The sequence below is a fragment of the Flavobacterium johnsoniae UW101 genome, assembly GCF_000016645.1.
GTDB lineage: Bacteria > Bacteroidota > Bacteroidia > Flavobacteriales > Flavobacteriaceae > Flavobacterium > Flavobacterium johnsoniae.
In genome coordinates this window covers 3,553,747-3,572,743 of sequence record NC_009441.1, presented here as the reverse complement: position 1 = coordinate 3,572,743, position 18,997 = coordinate 3,553,747, and the positions used below count along the sequence as shown (strand labels likewise).

The 18,997-nt window shown below is 38.7% G+C and carries 14 protein-coding genes; 7 read left to right on the top strand and 7 right to left on the bottom strand.

Annotated features, from left to right (window positions below; all coding sequences use genetic code 11):
• Positions 1–71: 71 nt before the first annotated feature.
• From mobC to mobA, 3 genes are all read right to left on the bottom strand, one after another.
• Positions 72–2,078, bottom strand: coding sequence for a conjugal transfer protein MobC (gene mobC / locus FJOH_RS15660; RefSeq protein WP_044047778.1), 2,007 nt, complete (start codon positions 2,076–2,078; stop codon positions 72–74).
• A 108-nt stretch (positions 2,079–2,186) separates the two neighbouring features.
• A complete protein-coding gene (gene mobB / locus FJOH_RS15655) occupies positions 2,187–3,467 on the bottom strand; it encodes a conjugal transfer protein MobB (protein WP_012025054.1) in 1,281 nt (426 codons plus the stop codon).
• A complete protein-coding gene (gene mobA, locus FJOH_RS15650) occupies positions 3,464–3,895 on the bottom strand; it encodes a conjugal transfer protein MobA (RefSeq protein ID WP_044047777.1) in 432 nt (143 codons plus the stop codon). Before mobA ends, mobB begins: the two co-directional genes overlap by 4 nt.
• Positions 3,896–4,598: 703 nt before the next feature.
• Between mobA and FJOH_RS15645 the strand changes: the two genes are divergently transcribed.
• The 6 genes from FJOH_RS15645 to FJOH_RS15620 all read left to right on the top strand — a co-directional run bounded on the left by FJOH_RS15645 (position 4,599) and on the right by FJOH_RS15620 (position 11,725).
• Positions 4,599–5,366: a ParA family protein gene (locus FJOH_RS15645; protein WP_012025052.1), complete on the top strand. Its 768-nt coding sequence runs from the start codon at positions 4,599–4,601 to the stop codon at positions 5,364–5,366.
• A 4-nt stretch (positions 5,367–5,370) separates the two neighbouring features.
• A complete protein-coding gene (locus FJOH_RS15640) occupies positions 5,371–5,781 on the top strand; it encodes a DUF3408 domain-containing protein (RefSeq protein ID WP_012025051.1) in 411 nt (136 codons plus the stop codon).
• A 1-nt stretch (position 5,782) separates the two neighbouring features.
• Entirely contained in the window at positions 5,783–6,415 is a 633-nt protein-coding gene (locus FJOH_RS15635; RefSeq protein WP_012025050.1) for a hypothetical protein, read from the top strand.
• Positions 6,416–6,517: 102 nt separating this feature from the next.
• Complete coding sequence (locus tag FJOH_RS15630; RefSeq protein WP_012025049.1) at positions 6,518–7,414, top strand: DUF4007 family protein; 897 nt, start codon at positions 6,518–6,520, stop codon at positions 7,412–7,414.
• On the top strand, positions 7,404–10,619 hold the full coding sequence (locus FJOH_RS15625; RefSeq protein ID WP_012025048.1) for a hypothetical protein: 3,216 nt from the start codon (positions 7,404–7,406) through the stop codon (positions 10,617–10,619). The genes FJOH_RS15630 and FJOH_RS15625 overlap by 11 nt, the downstream gene beginning before the upstream one ends.
• Positions 10,619–11,725: a phosphoadenosine phosphosulfate reductase domain-containing protein gene (locus FJOH_RS15620; RefSeq protein WP_012025047.1), complete on the top strand. Its 1,107-nt coding sequence runs from the start codon at positions 10,619–10,621 to the stop codon at positions 11,723–11,725. Before FJOH_RS15625 ends, FJOH_RS15620 begins: the two co-directional genes overlap by 1 nt.
• A 116-nt stretch (positions 11,726–11,841) precedes the next feature.
• On the opposite strand, the gene FJOH_RS15615 is transcribed toward FJOH_RS15620, so the two are convergent.
• The 4 genes from FJOH_RS15615 to FJOH_RS15600 form a co-directional block, all read right to left on the bottom strand.
• A complete protein-coding gene (locus tag FJOH_RS15615; protein ID WP_012025046.1) occupies positions 11,842–14,223 on the bottom strand; it encodes a hypothetical protein in 2,382 nt (793 codons plus the stop codon).
• A 104-nt stretch (positions 14,224–14,327) separates the two neighbouring features.
• On the bottom strand, positions 14,328–15,557 hold the full coding sequence (locus tag FJOH_RS15610; RefSeq protein ID WP_012025045.1) for an HNH endonuclease: 1,230 nt from the start codon (positions 15,555–15,557) through the stop codon (positions 14,328–14,330).
• Entirely contained in the window at positions 15,554–17,302 is a 1,749-nt protein-coding gene (locus FJOH_RS15605; RefSeq protein WP_012025044.1) for an ATP-binding protein, read from the bottom strand. Before FJOH_RS15605 ends, FJOH_RS15610 begins: the two co-directional genes overlap by 4 nt.
• Positions 17,303–17,370: 68 nt before the next feature.
• A complete protein-coding gene (locus FJOH_RS15600; RefSeq protein ID WP_012025043.1) occupies positions 17,371–18,507 on the bottom strand; it encodes a cysteine desulfurase family protein in 1,137 nt (378 codons plus the stop codon).
• A gap of 172 nt (positions 18,508–18,679) precedes the next feature.
• On the opposite strand from FJOH_RS15600, the gene FJOH_RS15595 reads away from it, so the two are divergent.
• Positions 18,680–18,988, top strand: coding sequence for a DUF4134 domain-containing protein (locus tag FJOH_RS15595; RefSeq protein WP_044048334.1), 309 nt, complete (start codon positions 18,680–18,682; stop codon positions 18,986–18,988).
• Positions 18,989–18,997: the final 9 nt, after the last annotated feature.

Below are 18,997 nucleotides of genomic sequence, written 5' to 3'. Positions count from 1 at the left end.
GCCCATCGTATGATTTTTAGAAAATTTCACTGTTAAATTTATAAGCTATAAAAAAGAAAGAGGATAATGTTTCAATTATCCTCTTTTTTATTTTCCTTAACCACCAGATGCTGCAGGTCAGGGTCATGGGCAATACGGTCCAGTTCGTCCTCAATAATCCGGACAACATTCTTTTTGATCTGCCTGTAGTTGGCCTGAATTTCAAGTTTCATATTATCCCGTCCCTCCGCGTCGGTAAAAGGCATGATTTCAGGTATGGGCTGGTAGTCCTTCTCTTCACGCGCAACCTGCTGTGTGTCCACCACGATTTCGGCATGAAAGATTTTCTGCTCGATACGCTGGTCGAAATTATCCGATACCGCACCAACGAAAATGCCCTGGGTAAGTGTTGAGATTTTGGATGCCGGAATAAGGCTGTCGAGCTGTGTGGAAATGGATGTGGAGGTATCCGTGCGGTTGATTGATATGCTCTGTCTTTTCTGCAGCACCTTGCCGAACCGCTCCGAAAGGCTCTTTGCGGTTTCCCCCACAACCTGGCCGCTGAAGATATTGCCGACGGTATTTTGGATCACCTTGCTTTCCTTGTCCCCATAATCACGGTTCAGCTGCGAGAAATCTTGAAAGCCCAGACATACAGCTACCTTGTTGCTTCGGGCTGTCGCAATAAGATTGTCAAGTCCCCTGAAATAGATGGTTGGAAGCTCGTCTATTATTACGGAACTTTTCAGCTGCCCTTTTTTGTTGATCAGCTTTACGATGCGGGAGTTGTATAATCCAAGGGCTGCGGAATAGATATTCTGCCGGTCGGGATTATTGCCCACGCATAATATCTTGGGTTCTTCGGGATTGTTGATGTCGAGCGAGAAGTCATCACCGGTCATCACCCAATACAGGCTAGGGGATATCATTCTTGACAAGGGAATTTTTGCCGAGGCTATCTGTCCCTGAAGCTGATCCTGCGCGCCCCCTTTCCAAGCATCCATAAATGGGGAAAGGTAGTTCTCCAATTCCGGATAGGAGGTAAGAATGGTAAAGACATCGGCGTATTTTTTGTTTAAGAGCTCTATGGCATGCGGAAATGTGCAGTATCTTCCGTTTTGATAGATCTTAAGAAACCAGATTATAGCGGCCAGAAGTATTATGGGACTCTCGACAAAGAAGTCTCCCTGCTTCTGTATCCAGCTGCGGTTCAGGTTGAGCATAATGGTATAGGCAGCCTCATAGGCGTCGGAGATGTCCGTCATAAATGCAGGGTTCAGAGGGTTGCAGCGGTGGCTTTTTCTGGGGTCGTCAAAGTTGATGATGTAGAATTTCGGACTGACGGGATACTTATGGTGATGCTGCAGCAAATGGTTGTAGGCAATAGTGGAAAGGTCGTCGAACTTGAAATCGTAGATATACATAGCAAAGCCTTTCTCTATCTGCTGCTTGATATAGTTGTTTATTATGGCGTAGGATTTCCCTGATCCTGGAGTACCCAGCACTATTGTTGCTCGGAAAGGGTTTACGATGTTTATCCAGCCGCTGTTCCATTTGTTTTTATAATAGAAGCTTGTGGGGAGGTTAACGGAATATTCGTTTTCAAGCAGCCTGGTTTCCTGCTGAAAGCTCTCGTTTTCATTGTTGAAAACGTCTTCCATAAGGCTGGTGCGGAGAATGCGGCTGATCCAGATGCCAGCCACCATCAAAGCAGTGTAGCCGATTCCCGAAGAAAACATATACAAGAGATATGAAACCTCCCGCAGGAACCCGTTCAAGAAAAAAAATATGAAGCCAAGAGCCAAAACGGGATAGATTTTAGTCCAGGTAATCTTTTCGTTCTTGACACCCTTGGTTCCCAGGCAGCTGAGTATAAGAAGTAGCTGGGCAAACAATTTGCTGTACAGGACATTCGAGAACAGTCCGGCAGTACGGTCAAAACCGCGCAATATAGTATCTATGGTTTCCAGTGTCCATCCTCTTGCATTAAAAAAACCGTAACAATACCAGTAAAAGTGCATCAGTAGAACAAGTATGCTAACCGCGCGCATGAATGCCATAATTTTGGCAAGTCCCCTTAAATCATCTTCTCCCTGCATAATTGTAATTATTAAACTGTTGCTTTTAAGATATATGTTTTTAATCCTGTGGACTATCACAATGTAATGTGTGGCCATAAAAGACTTTGTCTGGCACGGATATCATGTCTAATTACGGCGTTTGGTTCTTTTCCTGATTTTCCTTGCAAACTGCAGCTCTTCAAAATTTTCGTCTTGCATTGTGGGCAGAAGAGTCACCAGTTCCATTACCAATTTCTCATTGTGCACCAAGTTTGTATTTAGGAATTCAAAGAAATGATGCTGGTCTTGGGGAGATGAGTCCATATTTTGTAGATCAGAAAATTTTGATTGTTGCAGTGTTGAATTTTCGATTTGCTTTTTATTACCATCTTTCCAATGTTCGTTTAAGCTGTTGGCCGACAATTCCTTTGCAAGGCGTGAGCCATTCCACACACTTTTTGAGTGATGGTCGACAAAAGTTGCTCCGTACATACGCCCATTGTCATTTCTCCGTAATACTGCAGTGACGCCAATTTCGGCAAGCAGTTTTTTAAAGGACTGCTCGTCGTGGGAGGAAAGGAAGGCCTTTGAGACGGCAGTCTGCAAATGCCTTCTGACAGGGCTGTCTTTCATTTCCAACCTGCTTTTAGAAAAATGCCGATTCAAGGATTCCAGACCAGCTTTTGTTCCCAGCCTGGATGCTTTTAGAGGTCGGCCTGCTTTTTGGCCAATTTCGTTCAATGGGAAATACAGAAGGCCGCTACGCATTCTTCCCTGTAATTCTCCCTCGATCTTATCACATGTAATATTGAAAAGGGAAAGCAATGCATTGTATTCCCCCAAGGACTGGAAACTGTACAAATCAGGCAGATGTCGAAGTACCGCAGTGATCTGGCTTTTCAGCTCGTCTGCTGCGTAATGTACCGGAAGCAATATTTTCTCCTTCTCATTCTGCCTGCCATCTGTTGCTTTTCTAAGTCCGAAGTCTGATTCCAAATCACGGCAGATTTTCATGGAACGCATCTTCTCAAACTTGTCGGAGATTTTTTTCCCCTGCCCATCCACGCAGACCGTGACGATATGAATGTGCCGCCGCGCTATATCGGTATGTTTGAAGACGACATAGGGCTGTTCTGCAAAACCCATTTCGCGCATGTACCGCTCTGCCATCTTCCTGAATTTTTCATCAGAAACATCATCCTTAGGGTCCGGGTTCAGCGATATGTGAAGCGTGTGCTTTTCCGTTCTGCGGTTTACTGCCAGATAGGGAGCGAATGACTGCGCCAATTGCGCAACGGAATACTTTGCGTCAGCGGTCTCGATCATCTTGTTTGAAAATAGAATCCTGCCTTTCTGCTTATCAACCTTCTGCTGATTGTATGCCAGTGCGCCATATAAGTTGCTGCTCCTGCCGATTTTTGCTATCATTTTTTTTGGAATTTTTCTTCAAAGTCTTGTGTCAGCTGGATGATTTTTTGGCACAAGGATGCCATTTCAGCAGTCTGTTTTTCCAATTTATAGAGATAGGCGGCTGCTTTTTTCTCCGAAAAATGTCTGTACAGCAGTTTTACAAGCTGGTTGTAGTTCACTCCGATGGAACGGAACTGTCCGTAAAAAGTGGTCAGACGCATGTAAAAGTCAATGGTTCCCTTGTCGATCCTTATCGTCCTGAGCTCCTTTTCGAAGAGTCGAGCAACAATAAATTTTGCCTTATTGTCAATTCCAGAGGCTTCAAAAAGTGAAAGAAGTTTTGCGTTCTCCCTGTCTGTCAGCCGAAAAACATGCCGATGTATACTCGGTTCCTCTTTCGGTGTCCGCCCCATTTTTTTGCGTCCTTCATATTTTTCCCCATGCATAATATTTCATTTTTAGCATAATTTAAAACCCTGACTTCGGAAGGGTTTTCCGGCCCCCCGGCAGGGCAAGTTGTTTTGAGGCACCATTCGAATTTCGAGTGCCTCAAAACACAACTTGCCGTGTTCTGGTGAACACAGAAAAATCCGCCCTTCGGGACGGCTTTCATGTAGAAGGGAGGAACAGGTTTTGACTGTTCGTTCCTATCTCCCAGCGTTAGATTTGTTTTGGGTTCTTGTCTGCTGTTCACTATAATGCAAAGTAAGAGACTCTTTAGCGCATCCATGCATTCAATGCTTACACCAAACTGCGACAATGAAAGCCAATGCATTCCCCAATCACATATAAAGGTTGATTTCCTTGTTTCTTTGCCCTTACATAGCAGTGTACAGATGTAGGTATGTTGTTATGTGCTTAGACAAAAGGTTTTATCGGTACGTGTACAGACAGACTTTACTCTGTGTAGGGTTCAGTGGCTGTAAGTATATATAACTCTCTGTTTGCAGGCGATTATATACAGATATAGGAAATTAGGTATAAAATTATTTATGACAGGAGCTCCGTACGCAGATAATTATTATCGTAGATGAATGCTCGCATCGGTACGAATTGCAGTAGATATGCACATACCCATGTGCACACATACATTCGGAAATATTGCATTACTGCACATCTTTTTTTTTAATCATTTAAACGCAGAATAATATGGAATCGGAAAACAAAACAAAATTTATCGCTTTTTCCTCCCAGAAAGGAGGTGTAGGAAAATCTACTTTTACTGTCCTTGTAGCAAGTGAACTGCATTATCGACAGGGTTATAATGTGGCAGTTTTTGATGCGGATTTCCCACAATACAGCCTTGTGAAAATGAAGAATCGGGATCTGGGAATGGTGATGGAAAACGAGTTTCTCAAAAAGGCCGCATTCAGGCAGTTTACGTCGATTAACAGAAAAGCGTATCCCATTATTGAACATAAGGCGGAAGGTGTCGTTCAGGCTGCGATCGAGTTTTTGGAATCCTCAGACCTTCGGTTTGATTTTATTTTTTTTGACCTTCCCGGTACAGTAAACACTCCGGGAATTTTGAAGGCACTTGCAGGCATGCATCATATTTTCACCCCTATAACCGCAGATCGAGTGGTAATGGAGAGCTCGCTGGTATTTACGCAGCTCATGAACGATGTTATAATGAAAAAGGGAAGTACTTCGATTAAAAGCATAAATCTATTTTGGAATCAGGTAGACGGTCGCGAACGTTCTCCTCTCTATGAGCTGTACAGCAAGCTTATCGGTGAGCTCGGATTAACCATTATGCGTACGCAGGTCATGAACAGCACCAGGTTCCGCAAGGAAAGCGAAGCTGCCGCCAAGACGGTTTTCCGCTCCACTTTGCTGCCTGCGGACGAGCGCCTAATGAAAGCCTGCCGAATGGATCAGTTTATTGCAGAATTTTTTGAAATAATCAATTCTTGAAGCCATGGGAAAGGAAAATATCATCGGTAGCAGTGATGAAATCAATGAAGAATTGATGATGAACCTTATTGCCGATGGGGTCAAAAAAGATGGAATACGACTAGAAAATCATAAGATTGAAGAGGCAAGCACCCCAATTGAAAAGCCAAGCATAATCGAGCGCAGCAAGAAAAGAAAGTACCATGAAGATTATGAGGCTATCTTTTTCAAGAGACCCGAGACCAATGCCCGAAATGGAAAAACGGTATACATACGACCTGATTTTCATGAGAAGCTGACACGCATTGTACAGGTAATAGGTGAGGACAAAATAACTATATACGGGTACTTGGACAATCTGCTTGAGTATCATTTTCAGGAATTCGGCGATCAGATCATCGCTAGTTTTAATGAGAAGTATAAACCAATAATGTAGTATGGAAACATTAATCGTTATATGCCTGCTGATAATCATAGTGCTGCTTGCGCATGATAAATTTCCAGCAAGAGTATCGAATCCAGAAAAAAAAACGGGAAATGTAAAACGCAGTGGAAAAGTGCCTAATATAATCGGACTGCCCAAGGGTTTCAAAAGCCTCCTAGCGCCACAGGAAGCCAATGACTGCCATCTCAAGGCAGCTGGAGATGAAGTGCATAATTTTGATGAAGAAATCAGTAGCGAACAACGCACAACAGATTGGCAGGATGAACGCGATGATGCAAATGAATATTTGCCTGATTTTGAGCAGGAGGAGGAAGAGTGGAACAATTTTGGAATTTCCAATGGGAATAGCGGTTTTGCCCAAGGGGTTACCTTCGAAGAATTAAGCTCAGTGGGGATGATGCTGCAGGTGGAAGACCTGGAGCCATCCCAAAAGGAAACAGCAGCAGCGTTGATTCAGAAAATACAAGGAACCGAATTATTCGACCTACTGGAGAATTCCATGGAAGGAGCGTCCCGGAAAATGGCAGAGCTGTTGGAAGGGAGGCTCTCTTCTTTAAATGTAAATCCCTCGACAACTGGAGGGAAAAATGATGACAGCGATTTTGATATCCTCGACTTTATGTAAAAGAGATATGATTCAGTAAAAATCTATTATTTATTGTTTACAAATAAGTACTGTTCTTGTTATATTTTGTTACTTTGTAGCAAACAATATTAAAATTAAGCGATGTCAGAATTATTGACTAGTCCATACAATAAACTTACCTTATCTGGTCATGAAACTTTTCACTGCAGGCAATTGTGGTTAAAGAAAGGTTATGATTTTGTAAATAACGGGAACAAATTTACCGACGTTGAAGCAGTAGTTTTACTTGGTGTAGGTAAGAATATGGTTGCTTCAATATATTTTTGGATGAAGGCATTTTCGTTGATTGATGGAGAAGGTAAACTTACAAGTTTGGCACATTATATTTTTTCTTCAGAAGGCAAAGATCCTTTTCTAGAAGATGAAGCGACCTTGTGGCTTCTTCATTATCATTTGGTGAATCAGGGTTTTTCCTCGATCTATGATTTGATTTTTAATTATCTGCGAAGAGAGAAAATAGAGTTTACAAAAGAAAACTTTTTATTATTTGTACAAAGAAAGGCAAATGAAATAGGTTTTACTCAATTTAATAAGAAGACTGCTGGGACAGATTTTGATGTATTAACGAAAATGTATATCAGAACAACCGATCAAGTGAAGGATAAGGAAGACACTTTTTCAGGATTATTGGCAGACCTAAATCTAATACAGGAAGAAAAAAAACAAACATCATTATATTCCATCCCGAATGAGAGTAGAAACAATCTGCCTGAGGAAATTATCCTATATACAATTTTGGATAAACAGGATTTTCAAAACTCGGTAAGTTTAAATATGCTTTTTCAGGACAGGAATCAGGCTGGATCTGTTTTTGGCATAACCAAAAATGCATTGATGGAAAAATTGGAATCTTTAGCTAATAATCCAAAATATAAAAAATACGGTGTGACGTTAAGTGATCATGCCGGCATTAAGGAACTACAGTTTGTTTCAAAACCTGATAAATTTGAAATACTAAATCATTATTATGGCAATTAAATTCAGTACATCCACTAATATCATTCGTGATACGGATAGGGAATTGACTTATATTCCTACTCCTAATGCTATTAGGATAAGTAACCAGATAAGTAATGATTTTAAACAAGGAACAAGGTCATTTAACATAATCGGATCATACGGGACAGGAAAAAGTTCTTTTCTTTGGGCGGTGGAGCAGACCCTCAAAAAAAACAAAGCATATTTTGGTTTGAACTTGCTTGCAGATCCAAAAATTGATTTCATAAAAATTATTGGAGAATATCAGTCTCTAAAACAATCTTTCTGTGATTTTTTGCAGATCAAGAATGATAAGGATGCAGTAGAGAATATATTCTCTGAAATTTTTAATCGCTATTACCAATTAGGTAATAAAAGCCCGCTTCTTTTTGTGGTTATAGATGAGTTTGGGAAATTTTTGGAATATGCGTCCCAAAATGATCCTGAAAAAGAGCTGTATTTTATTCAGCAACTAGCAGAATTTACTAATAATTCAGATCATAACATCGTTCTATTGACAACTGTGCACCAAAATTTTGATGCCTATGCCATTAATCTCGATTCAGCACAAAGACAAGAGTGGACCAAAGTGAAAGGGCGGTTCAAGGAGATTACTTTTAATGAACCGGTCGAACAGCTGCTGTATCTTGCCTCTGAACATATCGAGGAGAAACAATCTGCAGTTAAGAAGGAAAAGAATGTAAATGATATAGTAAATCTGCTGACTCAATCTAAGGCCTTCAACATCAATGAGGATTATGTGAAGGAAATAGCAAAAAAATTATATCCCCTTGATGCCATTTCTGCTTACGTGTTGACCCTATCATTACAGAAGTATGGACAGAACGAGCGTTCTTTGTTTTCATTTTTGGAATCAACGGATCATACAGGCTTATACCAGCACAGTATACTGAGTGACAGTTTTTATTCCGTATCAGAGGTGTATGATTTTTTGATGCACAATTATTTTTCCTTTCTGAATTCAAGATACAATCCTGATTTCGGAGCATGGAAATCTATTAGAACATCTTTGGAAAAAGCGGGAACGTTATTCGATCATAATCTGTCAGATTATGAAAAAATAATTAAAACAATAGGCTTGCTGTCCATTAATGCTCAGTCAGGCTCATTTATTAACCGCGATTTTTTGGTGGCTTACGCTGAAAGAAGTCTGAATATTTCAAATGCGCTGAAAATAATCGAAAATTTAGAATTAAAGAAAATTGTTCTTTACCGAAATTACAATAACCGTTATATTCTTTTCGAAGGCACCGATCTTGACATCCCTACAGCACTGTATGAGGCAGGAAACAAGATTGATGATATTACCGATGTAGTGACACTGCTTAATAAAAATTATTCGCTGCCACCCGTATTAGCAAAAAGGGCAATGTTTGAGACAGGAACACCTCGTCTGTTTGAATATAAAATATCCTCACATCCAATTTCATTAAAACCGGAAGGAGAAGTGGACGGCTTTATCAACTTGATCTTTAATGAGTCGGATATCCTTACAGATATCGAAAAGGTATCGTTTGAGAATCAGGAAGCGATTTTGTACTGTTACTATTTAAACTCAAAAGAGATTAAAGATCTGCTATTCGAGATTGAGAAGACCAGAAAAGTTATAGAGGAAAATCCTGATGACAAGGTCGCTGTAACCGAACTTAAAAATATTGTCCTGCATCAGCGAAATTTGCTAAACCATAAGATACAAAATAGTCTTTTCGGCGAGAAAGCTTCTGTTATATGGATCTTTTCTGGACAGAAGAAAGAAATAAAATCACAAAAGGAATTTAATTCTTTCCTTTCACAAATCTGTAAAACAGTTTACTCCAAAACGCCTTATTTTAATAATGAACTTGTAAACAAACATAGAATATCAACATCTATACATACAGCTAAAAGGAATTATTATAGAGCTTTGGCCAATGACTGGGATATTCCTCAGCTTGGCTTTTCTGCTGATAAATTTCCGCCAGAGAAAACCATATATCTTTCTTTATTGGAAAATAACGGGATTCAGCTGTGTAATGATAACTCTTCAAATTTGGTGCAGCCGCACGACGAAAATGGATTTCACAGTTTATGGCAAGCTTCTGTTGAATTTTTGGATAGTGCCAAAGCCAGCAAAAGAAGAATTTCGGATTTCATCGAAGTCCTAAGTAATAAGCCCTTCAAGTTGAAGCAAGGTTTTATTGATTTTTGGGTTCCATCTTTTCTATTTATAAAGAGAGATGAATATGCCTTGTTCAACGAGAAGATATATACGCCGACAATTAATGAGGATATTTTGGAACTGATTGCAAAGGTTCCAAAAGATTTTGAAGTGAAATCATTTGCGCTAGAAGGTGTTAAACTGGATATCTTTAACAGCTATCGTAAATTTTTAAATATTGATTCAAATAATAATGGCAGCGCGCAGACCTTTATTGAAACGATCAAGCCTTTTCTAGTATTTTATAGGGCACTGCCGGACTATTCAAAGGAAACCAAGCGTTTGTCCAAAGAAAGTCTGGCAATCAGAGAAGCAATAGCGAACTCGAAGGATCCCGAGCAGTCTTTCTTTGAAGATTTTCCTACTGCATTAGGCTATTCGGTTTCCAAAATACAGAAGGACAGGTCAGAATTGCAGCACTTTATCATTCAGCTTCAGGACTCAATCAAAGAAATTCGAAATTGTTTTGATGAATTGGTAAACCGATTTGAATCATTTCTTCAAGACAAATATTTTGACCAACCGCTAGCTTTTGAGGATTATCAAGCAAAATTTCAAAAAAGATATAAGAATCTACATCGTCATTTGCTTTTAAATTCACAGAAATCCTTTGTTCAGCGTTTAGATTCTCAAATTGAAGATAAAAAGGCGTGGCTCAATTCTTTAGCCCAATCTCTGATGGGCAAATCGCTTGAGAAATTTAAAGACGAGGACGAACTTTTGCTTTATGACAAATTTTCAGATATGATTTTAAGCCTGGACAGTCTGAATCGTATTTCAATGGTCAAGTTCAATGAAGAAAAAGAAATTGCCATCGATTTGCAGATAAATTCATTTGGAGAAGGCATGACCAATAAGATCATCCGACTGCCTAAGGGCAAGACCAAAGATGTGAATGTCTTGGAAGAAAAAATAAAAGAGATGTTGTCGAAAGATAAAAGTATTGATTTGGCCGCTGTAACTGCCGTTTTAAAAAGCCTATTATAATGAGAAGAGTCAGACATGTGCTAGGGATATCAGGAGGGAAGGACAGTGCCGCCTTAGCAATCTATATGCGAGAGAATTATCCGGAATTGGATATCGAATATTACACTTCAGATACGGGAAAGGAACTTGAAGCTACTTATAATCTGATTGAAAATCTGGAGAATTACCTAGGCAAGGAAATTTACAAGCTACCAGTACTTTCTGATGAGAGCCTTAATCCTTTTGATCATTTCATTAAGATGTATAATGGCTATCTTCCTGGAAATATTTCAAGGTGGTGCACGAAAAAATTGAAGTTAGAACCTTTCGAGAAATATGTGGGAGATGATTTGGTTATCTCATATGTAGGTATACGTGGTGATGAGGACAGAGAGGGATATATTTCGAGGAAATCAAATATACAGTCGATTTTTCCATTTCGAAAAAATATGTTCAGCGAGGATGTTACAACTAAATTTCTTGGCAATAATAACATTCCAAATGTTTTCAATTTTTATGCGACTTTGGATTTAGGGGAAAAGAAGGAAAGAATTTTTGAAGTTATAAATGAAGAAATTTCAATTAATTTCAGCCAAAGCCAAAAATTGAACATTCTTTTAGATCTGGGGGTGAAGGAGTATAATCATGCGGTTTTCCATTTCCTGAAGACAACCGATTATCCCTTGTCTCAAGAAGTTGAGTTTCCTTTGGTTGATAATGAAGATCTATTGGTTCGGGATGATATTTTTAGAATACTGGAGGATTCAGGTGTTGGAGTTCCGGAGTACTATAAAGCCATTGAATTTGAAGTGAATGGTAAAAAATCGACCTATGCAAGAAGCCGTTCTGGTTGTTTTTTCTGCTTCTATCAACAAAAAATAGAATGGGTCTGGCTGTATGAGCAGCATCCGGATTTATTCTTCAAAGCGATGGAATATGAAAAAGACGGTTACACATGGATACAGGATGAATCGCTCGCAGAACTGGTAAAGTCGGAAAGAATTGAGAAAATAAAAGAAGAATATATTAAACGCAAAGAACGTAAACAATCTAAAGCACAGTCACCTTACCTGTTGGATATCTTGGAAGATGCTGAAGGTGAAGGCTGTGCAAGCTGCTTTATTTAGACGAAATTGAACTTCCAAAATACCTGGGGAGAATTGCTATCCGTTTAATATGGTATTATTTAATTTAAGCAACGGCTTAACAATAAGCGAAAGTCTGGTCACCTAAACATAAATTACTAGTCTTCCAGACTACCCATCAGTTGCTCCATACCGAAATTAAGGAGAAAATCAGAGTAATAACTGTCGAATACGTCGCTGATATAGGTGTCGACAGTTATTTCTTCTTCGATATTATCCGAAGGGGAAAGTCTGTAATTCTTCTTTTTGGTTATCATATACAAAAACAATGAATGAAAGTAAACCGCTGCAATATATCTCTTTTGCGCAACTATTATCTGATCTTCATTTTTTAGCTTTTTTCGATAATTGAGAAAGACATTACTGTCTATGTTAATGTAGATTTTCTCCAAGATATCTCCAGAAGCTACAGGAGCCAAAACTGTATCATAGTTCATGGAAATACCGCTCTTTATTTCGACTTCATCCCATTGTTCTTTGGAAACTTTAACCAGTTCCGGCAGTCCTATGTTATCAAAACTTTCCGTTTCCTCGGGAGCAGGTTCTTTCTTCTGCTCGGGGTCGACGATTTTAAGGAAAACAATTTCCTGAAAAAAGTCTTCACCTGCACCTTTCAGGCTTGCCTGTATTTCTATTTCGTCTCCTTGACGTAAGTCAGTGTCAGGATTCAATGTGATTTTGATTGTACCTTTGTCAGGGCTAGATTTGATGATATTCAGCAACTCTCCAGGTTCTTTTGTATTTCCCTTTTCATTTCCACCGTTACTATCTGTTCGTTTAACCCTTAGGATACTAACCTGCAAATCTCCTGGATTATCAGTCCTGTCAAAATAGTGGTCCTCCACATCTGTTTCAAAGCGTAAGGTCTTTTCACCTCCAACTGGAACAGGAATAGGACTGTTTGCTTTATGTTGCAACTTAAAAAAACTTGGAAAGCGCTCGGGTTTGAATGGCACCTGTTCCTTAGCAGGCCTATTTAGTGTCTGCTTTTTTTCGGGTTTTTCTTTTGCTCGTTCCTCAAGTTTAAGTGTATTTTGCAATAACTTGAATAGATCACTGTCTTTTGACAGGTTTTTTGCAAAACTTTTTATAAGCTCGGATGTGTCTTCACTTTCTAGACCAATAGAATCCTTCCTGCGTTTGTTAATTTCGTCAAGTTTTGATTTAGTTAATTTCTTGCGCAGATAGTCCCTTAATTCTTCGGCTTTAGCTCCATTTTTTAAACGATCACGCGAAGCCATAAAAAGGTCTTTTCTAAACTCATATTTCATTTTTGTACAATCTACATTGATCAGGAGGTAATCCTTCAATAAGTTGTATTTCAGACCTCTGGTGATAAATTCGGACGTATAGTGTCCATGTACCTGACCATTCATCGAAAACAAAGTTGACATATTGTTTTTAAAGAATCTGCGCTGTATATCTGCTTTGGTTTCTTTTACGGTTTTGCCGTCCTGTTTTGCCTTGAAGAGATAGCACGTTACTTTCATCTTACCGAATAGAACGTCTTCGTATTCTTCAGAAAACCAGTCTTCGACATAATCCTTTTCCTCTTCCAAACGTCTTTGCAGTCCATAAACTGTAGTTTCTAAAACTTTGTTATTAGGATAACGCTCTTTGGTATCGATTGTAAAGACCGGCAGAACAGGTTTGAACAAAAATTCATTCAGATTTTGATTTAAATCCTGGGCAAAACCGGAAACTCCTTTCATCTGGTACGAATACATCTTAATCACCGTGCCGGTGGTAAACTCGCGGTTGAGCAGCTTTAAATCCAACTTAGTTGTATCAAAGGACGGAATATTGTTGTCGATCTTTAAATACTCATACCAAGTGTTTTTTTTAATTTCCAATTCATCTTTGGACAACGGATGTTCCCTCACTAGTGTAAAACCAAATTTTCCTAAACCGTCAAACCTTTTAGAAGCTATCAGTTGATATCCTTTGCCGCAAAAGACAATGGCGCCACTTCCTCCCATATTGTATTTCCCCTGTACAAAATGAATTTCATTTTTGTTTCCACGCATCAGGGAGAGAAAAGTACTTTCGAAATTTTCGGGATGCTGCCCCTCTCCATTATCGTAAATGATTACTGAACTTTGTCTGGTGGGACCGTCAGCAATAATTTGTATGTCTTCAGCCTGTTTCCTTCTGGTACTGTTCAGATCCCAATTTTTATTGTCAACGAAAAACAATTCAACAGCTTCGTCCATTGATTTTGGAGCATTTTTAGCTTTAGGGTCCAAACCTGCCTCAATACATTTTTTCATCAGGATGGCATCTATGGAATTGGTTACCTTTTCGACGAGCGCTGCAATCGGGTTAGACTGCTGATTTTCGATTATACTGAAATTTGATTCGTTTTGCCCAATGGGAAACCAGTTCTCCGCCTTCGATAGATGGAAATCAACAGAAATTAGTTTGTCTACATCTAATTCAGTCTTGCAATTATATATGGATTCAAATAAAGCTTTCAACATAAGGAGTTTAATTGATTATTTTAAAATAAATATATTAATTTTTAAGCTATTTCTTAATAATACAGATAAAATGCTGCAGGTAAAAAATGGAATCGGTATTTCTATTATAAATCTAAAGTCCTCTTCAAGTCCGTTTTCGATATGATATCATAAGAGTACTTTGAAAGTGATCTTTTGCCGATACTTCTGCTGTCAGCATATGTACCGATTATTACTCTTTTTAGAAAATTGTCGTCAATACCTGCCTGGTCGCCCAATATGCTTTTCAATTCATGTATTTTTGTTTCATTGTAATAAACGGATTTGAAGAGTAGTTCCTGCGCAACGTCCTTATGCAGATTGTATAGTTCTTTTATTAGAAATGTCTTGCAAGAATTGTTGATGCTGGTTTTTAAGTCCGCATCTTCGGTCAAAGTTGTCACAACGATTTCAAAGCTATCCACATCGGCGACTATTTCTTCAATAACGTCCTCGCGATATTTGATTTCAAATTGGAAATCGTCGTTCTTAAACTCCATAAATGGGTGGAGATGCGGTTCGAGATAAAAATCCTTAGCACCTTTTAAACTTGAGTTACAGATATGGCAACTAGGTATCAAATTGTAAATTGATATTGATAGGAACGGATATTTTGATTTAGGAAAAAAGTGGTCAAGTTCGGGCCTCGTTTTTCCATGGTCGTTATAGCTGGTGTTGATATAGTTCCTGTTGCAATAGGGGCATACATTAACATTGAGTTCATTTGTCAATTTATAGGCTCCCCAAGGTTCTTTTGCCTCAATTAGGGCATCATAATTGAAAATGGTGTAAATCTTGGAATAAAAGTCCTTTACGCTTTCAGTAAATTGTCCTTTAAGCGCTGAAAACATTGATTTTAAAAGATTAATGGGAATTTTTGCTCCTGCATTTGGGTTTGGAAATAAGGCGGGATTCAGTTCCGTTTTTAAGCCCACCAAAGTGTCACGATATTCATTTTTCCTGCGAAGTACCTCAACTTTTCCAACAAAACTCTCTGCCTTTCTGTTGATGCGCTCACATATTTGATCAAATGTACCGAGAGCTAAAAAACTTTGATACTGTGAAAGTAAAGCTATTTCATTTATTATATTTGTTTGATAATGTTCAATTTCTATTTTTAATTCATGCGGTCTGCCGACAACAATGGATTTCAAAATATCAGGATTGTCCCGCAGTCTGATAAAATAATTGCGTTGGGATTCTTCAATTCCTTCATCTTCGGCAAATGAGTTTATTTTTGCATAACCGTCAGATGCTGTGAAATAGGTCCAATGAGAATCGAGTATGGAATCGGGTATACTTCCTATAAAAATCATGATGCAGTCAGTTTAGAAATTTCTGATTTATGCCATTTGATCTGCGTTTCTTTTGATAATTGGCTCAATCTCTTTTTTAATTCATCTTGCAGCCTAAAGCGTAAAACCGGTTCTCCAATCATATCAACCCTTTTTTGGTATAATTCAACATTATCCTCGGTCATTTCCTTTATGTCATTCAAAAGAGTTGTAATCTTCCTCTTTGCGAATTCCCCAATCGAGCCGTTCTTCAGAAAAAATTGTTTTGTATACAACTGATGGATATTTGCCCCAAAAGAAGATTCTTCATTTAGCTGTCTACTTGGGTTGCAATTATCATCTAAAAGAATGACATTTTCTTTTGGAAGATCAGAGATTAGAAATGGGGAATGCGAAGTGAGAATCAATTGAACTTTTGAGGATTGAAACACATGTGAGATAAACCAGATGAGATCATTTAGAAAATTCTTTTGCCATTCCGGATGCAGATATAGGTCACCTTCGTCTATACATATCAATAGGCTTTTGGAGTTTCCTCTAACTTTTTCACTCACCGAGTATAGTTGCGAAAATAAATTTAGGTAGGCTCTCATGCCTGAACTCAATTTAGACCAATCATGCGATATGAGTGATGGATTATTAAAAAGATCTTGTTTATTGTCTATAAGATCTTTGAACTCATTACTAAAATCCACAAGAATTGAATTGCTGTATTTTTCTATCTGTCCAAAGTTAAAATTTTGGGATTCCAATTCCTGCAGCAGATCATTGTACAAACTGTAATCTGATTCGCTCAGGTCTTCAATTTCACTGTGATGAAAACTGTTTAGAAAGGCAACAACTTTTGGATTTAAGGTCGCGATAGCTTCTGCCATTCCTTCCTGTCCAACTAATTGAACACCGTCCAAAAAATCATCCATCGGGACGTTTTTAGAAATTAGAAAACTAAGCAGATTAACTGCCAGTCCGTATTTAAATCTATTGTAGTTAGATGTTGATTCCTGGTAAATTGCCTTTCTGTAACGTTTGATGATACCTTCAATTTTATCTTCAGCAATAAAAGCACTTTCAAGTTCCGTAAAAGCAATTGGATTAAAAATGAACCTGATCTTTCTTTCTGGATTGTTATTGGGATTTAATTTTTGCCAAGTGTCACTAAAAATTGGAGAATCGACAAATCTGATCTTATTTGACTGCAATTTGTTCATTGCTTCGAATGAACAATTATTGATACTGCTTCCTTCAAAAAGATATTCCTTATTATCTGCAACATTGGAGTAGAACATGGTCTCCCATTCGCTGTTAATATCAGCTTTTTCTAATTCAACTTCCAAACATTCAACTTTCGAAGTCGTAATACTCTTGCCCTCAGTTCTGCCAAAAAAATAAGGTTTGTCATTCTTTTTAAAAATCAAAACATAATTAGGGCTTAATCTATCCCTTCGCCCTTTACTTATTGCTGTAAGTATAAAATCTATAATATTACTTTTACCTGATGAGTTTTTTCCAATAATAGCCGTGACCTGAGAAATATTAGATATCCTTTCTAAAGGTTCAGAACTGAAGAAATTCTCAAGATAATTAATTTCATCGCCTTTAAATTTCAAGATGCGGCCACGTTTTTTTAAGGCATTACTGCCATCCAACAGGTTAATTGTCAAATTATTTGATAATCTATCGTAATTGATTTCATATTGGTTGGAAAAATTTAAGCCTTTATTATTGATATTTCTGAAATTCTCAATCCATACGTAGAGTAGTTCCATTATAGTTATTGGTTAGTAGTGTTATATAATAATATTTTTAGGTTAAAAAGTGCAAAAAAGCGGTTTAGTTAATTGATAAAGTTATTGATCCGCTCGATGAGTTGGTGAATCTCACTCTCGGTGTTATATTTACCTATCGAAATGCGTATGCTGTCCATGGCATCATTAGTGCTTAATCCCATTGCTAAAAGGACGTGAGAAGGTTGTACTAATGCAGAGGTGCAGGCAGAGCCGTTGCTCACGGCAATGTCACTGTTAATTCCGATAAAAACTTCGCTGTCAAGGCCGAGTATGCACACATTTACGGTATTGAAGATTCTTGGTTCCTGTACGCCATTAATAGAAGTCTGGCTCATTTTTGACAATTCAGATTCAAGTAAGGTTTTGAGCCGCACTATATGATCTTCATTTTTCTGCATTTCTTCCCTAGCAATTTCGAATGCTTTTCCTAATCCGGCAATTAAAGGGACATTATGCGTGCCGCTTCTCAAATTGTCTTCCTGACCACCGCCGTGTATTAGTGGCTGTATTTTATCATTACGGGTTATTTCGGAACCGATATAGATTCCTCCAACACCTTTACTGGCGTACAATTTATGGCCAGAAAAGCAGAAAATGTCAATATTAGAGCTTGTTACGCTGATAGGCAGTTTTCCGACTCCCTGAGAGCCGTCGCAGACGAAATACACCCCCGCGGCTTTAGTTATTTTCCCAATTTCATTAATGGGGTGAATGACACCAGTTTCATTATTGACCCACATTAGACAAACCAAAAGAGTATCCTCTTTAATTAGGGATTTAAGGACTTCAAGGTCTATGGCTCCCCCATTATTAACAGGCAGGTAATCGATTTCATATCCGATGCTTTGCAAATACTCACATGTTTCCAATACGGCTTTATGCTCGGTACTGCATGTTATGATGTGTTTTTTTGAATTTTTAGGGCTTAATGCAAGACCCTTCAATGCCAGGTTGACGCTTTCAGTCGCGCCCGAGGTAAAATAGATGCTTTCTGGCTCAGCATCAATCAAATCAGAAATGCTGGTTCTTGCTTGTTCTAAAATTAATTTGGATTTAGATCCGAAATTATAAAGACTGCTTGCATTGCCATAAAGTTGATTGAAGTAAATATTAATTACCTCAACAACTCGATTGTCAACGGCAGTAGTGGCATTGTTGTCTAAATATATTAAAGTATCTCTCAAAAAAGTAAATTTTGTTAAGTGTGCTAATATAATAAATTTTAGTTGTGGGGCGCTTCACAATGCCAAATTATTCCTACGACTGCCAGTGCTCTATGTTATGCATCTTTCCACAACACCTTTGCTCCAAAGCCCGCACTCGGCGGGAAAAGACAAAACTTTAAAGTGTTTGGTTATGGAAAAAAAGAGAAAAGAAAGCCTGCTTTCGGCATCCATGATGGTGCTGGCAGGCATTGGCGCAGCCGCGCAGGGAAACGGAACTGCCGGCATTACGGAGGCCACCCAGATGGTGACCTCTTATTTTGATCCCGCAACCCAGCTGATCTACGCCATAGGGGCGGTGGTTGGGCTGATTGGAGGTGTTAAGGTGTACAACAAATTCAGCAGCGGTGACCCCGACACCAGCAAAACCGCCGCCAGCTGGTTTGGGGCCTGCATCTTTCTGATCGTTGCGGCCACGATCCTAAGATCCTTTTTCCTTTAATGCGCTGCG

Coding starts and splice junctions, on each gene's coding strand:
- FJOH_RS15610 (WP_012025045.1), bottom strand. CDS start 15,557: ATGATTTTTATAGGAAGTATACCCGATTCCATACTCGATTCTCATTGG.
- FJOH_RS15640 (WP_012025051.1), top strand. CDS start 5,371: ATGGGAAAGGAAAATATCATCGGTAGCAGTGATGAAATCAATGAAGAA.
- FJOH_RS15630 (WP_012025049.1), top strand. CDS start 6,518: ATGTCAGAATTATTGACTAGTCCATACAATAAACTTACCTTATCTGGT.
- FJOH_RS15625 (WP_012025048.1), top strand. CDS start 7,404: ATGGCAATTAAATTCAGTACATCCACTAATATCATTCGTGATACGGAT.
- mobB (WP_012025054.1), bottom strand. CDS start 3,467: ATGATAGCAAAAATCGGCAGGAGCAGCAACTTATATGGCGCACTGGCA.
- FJOH_RS15605 (WP_012025044.1), bottom strand. CDS start 17,302: ATGGAACTACTCTACGTATGGATTGAGAATTTCAGAAATATCAATAAT.
- FJOH_RS15595 (WP_044048334.1), top strand. CDS start 18,680: ATGGAAAAAAAGAGAAAAGAAAGCCTGCTTTCGGCATCCATGATGGTG.
- FJOH_RS15615 (WP_012025046.1), bottom strand. CDS start 14,223: ATGTTGAAAGCTTTATTTGAATCCATATATAATTGCAAGACTGAATTA.
- FJOH_RS15620 (WP_012025047.1), top strand. CDS start 10,619: ATGAGAAGAGTCAGACATGTGCTAGGGATATCAGGAGGGAAGGACAGT.
- FJOH_RS15645 (WP_012025052.1), top strand. CDS start 4,599: ATGGAATCGGAAAACAAAACAAAATTTATCGCTTTTTCCTCCCAGAAA.
- mobA (WP_044047777.1), bottom strand. CDS start 3,895: ATGCATGGGGAAAAATATGAAGGACGCAAAAAAATGGGGCGGACACCG.
- FJOH_RS15635 (WP_012025050.1), top strand. CDS start 5,783: ATGGAAACATTAATCGTTATATGCCTGCTGATAATCATAGTGCTGCTT.
- mobC (WP_044047778.1), bottom strand. CDS start 2,078: ATGCAGGGAGAAGATGATTTAAGGGGACTTGCCAAAATTATGGCATTC.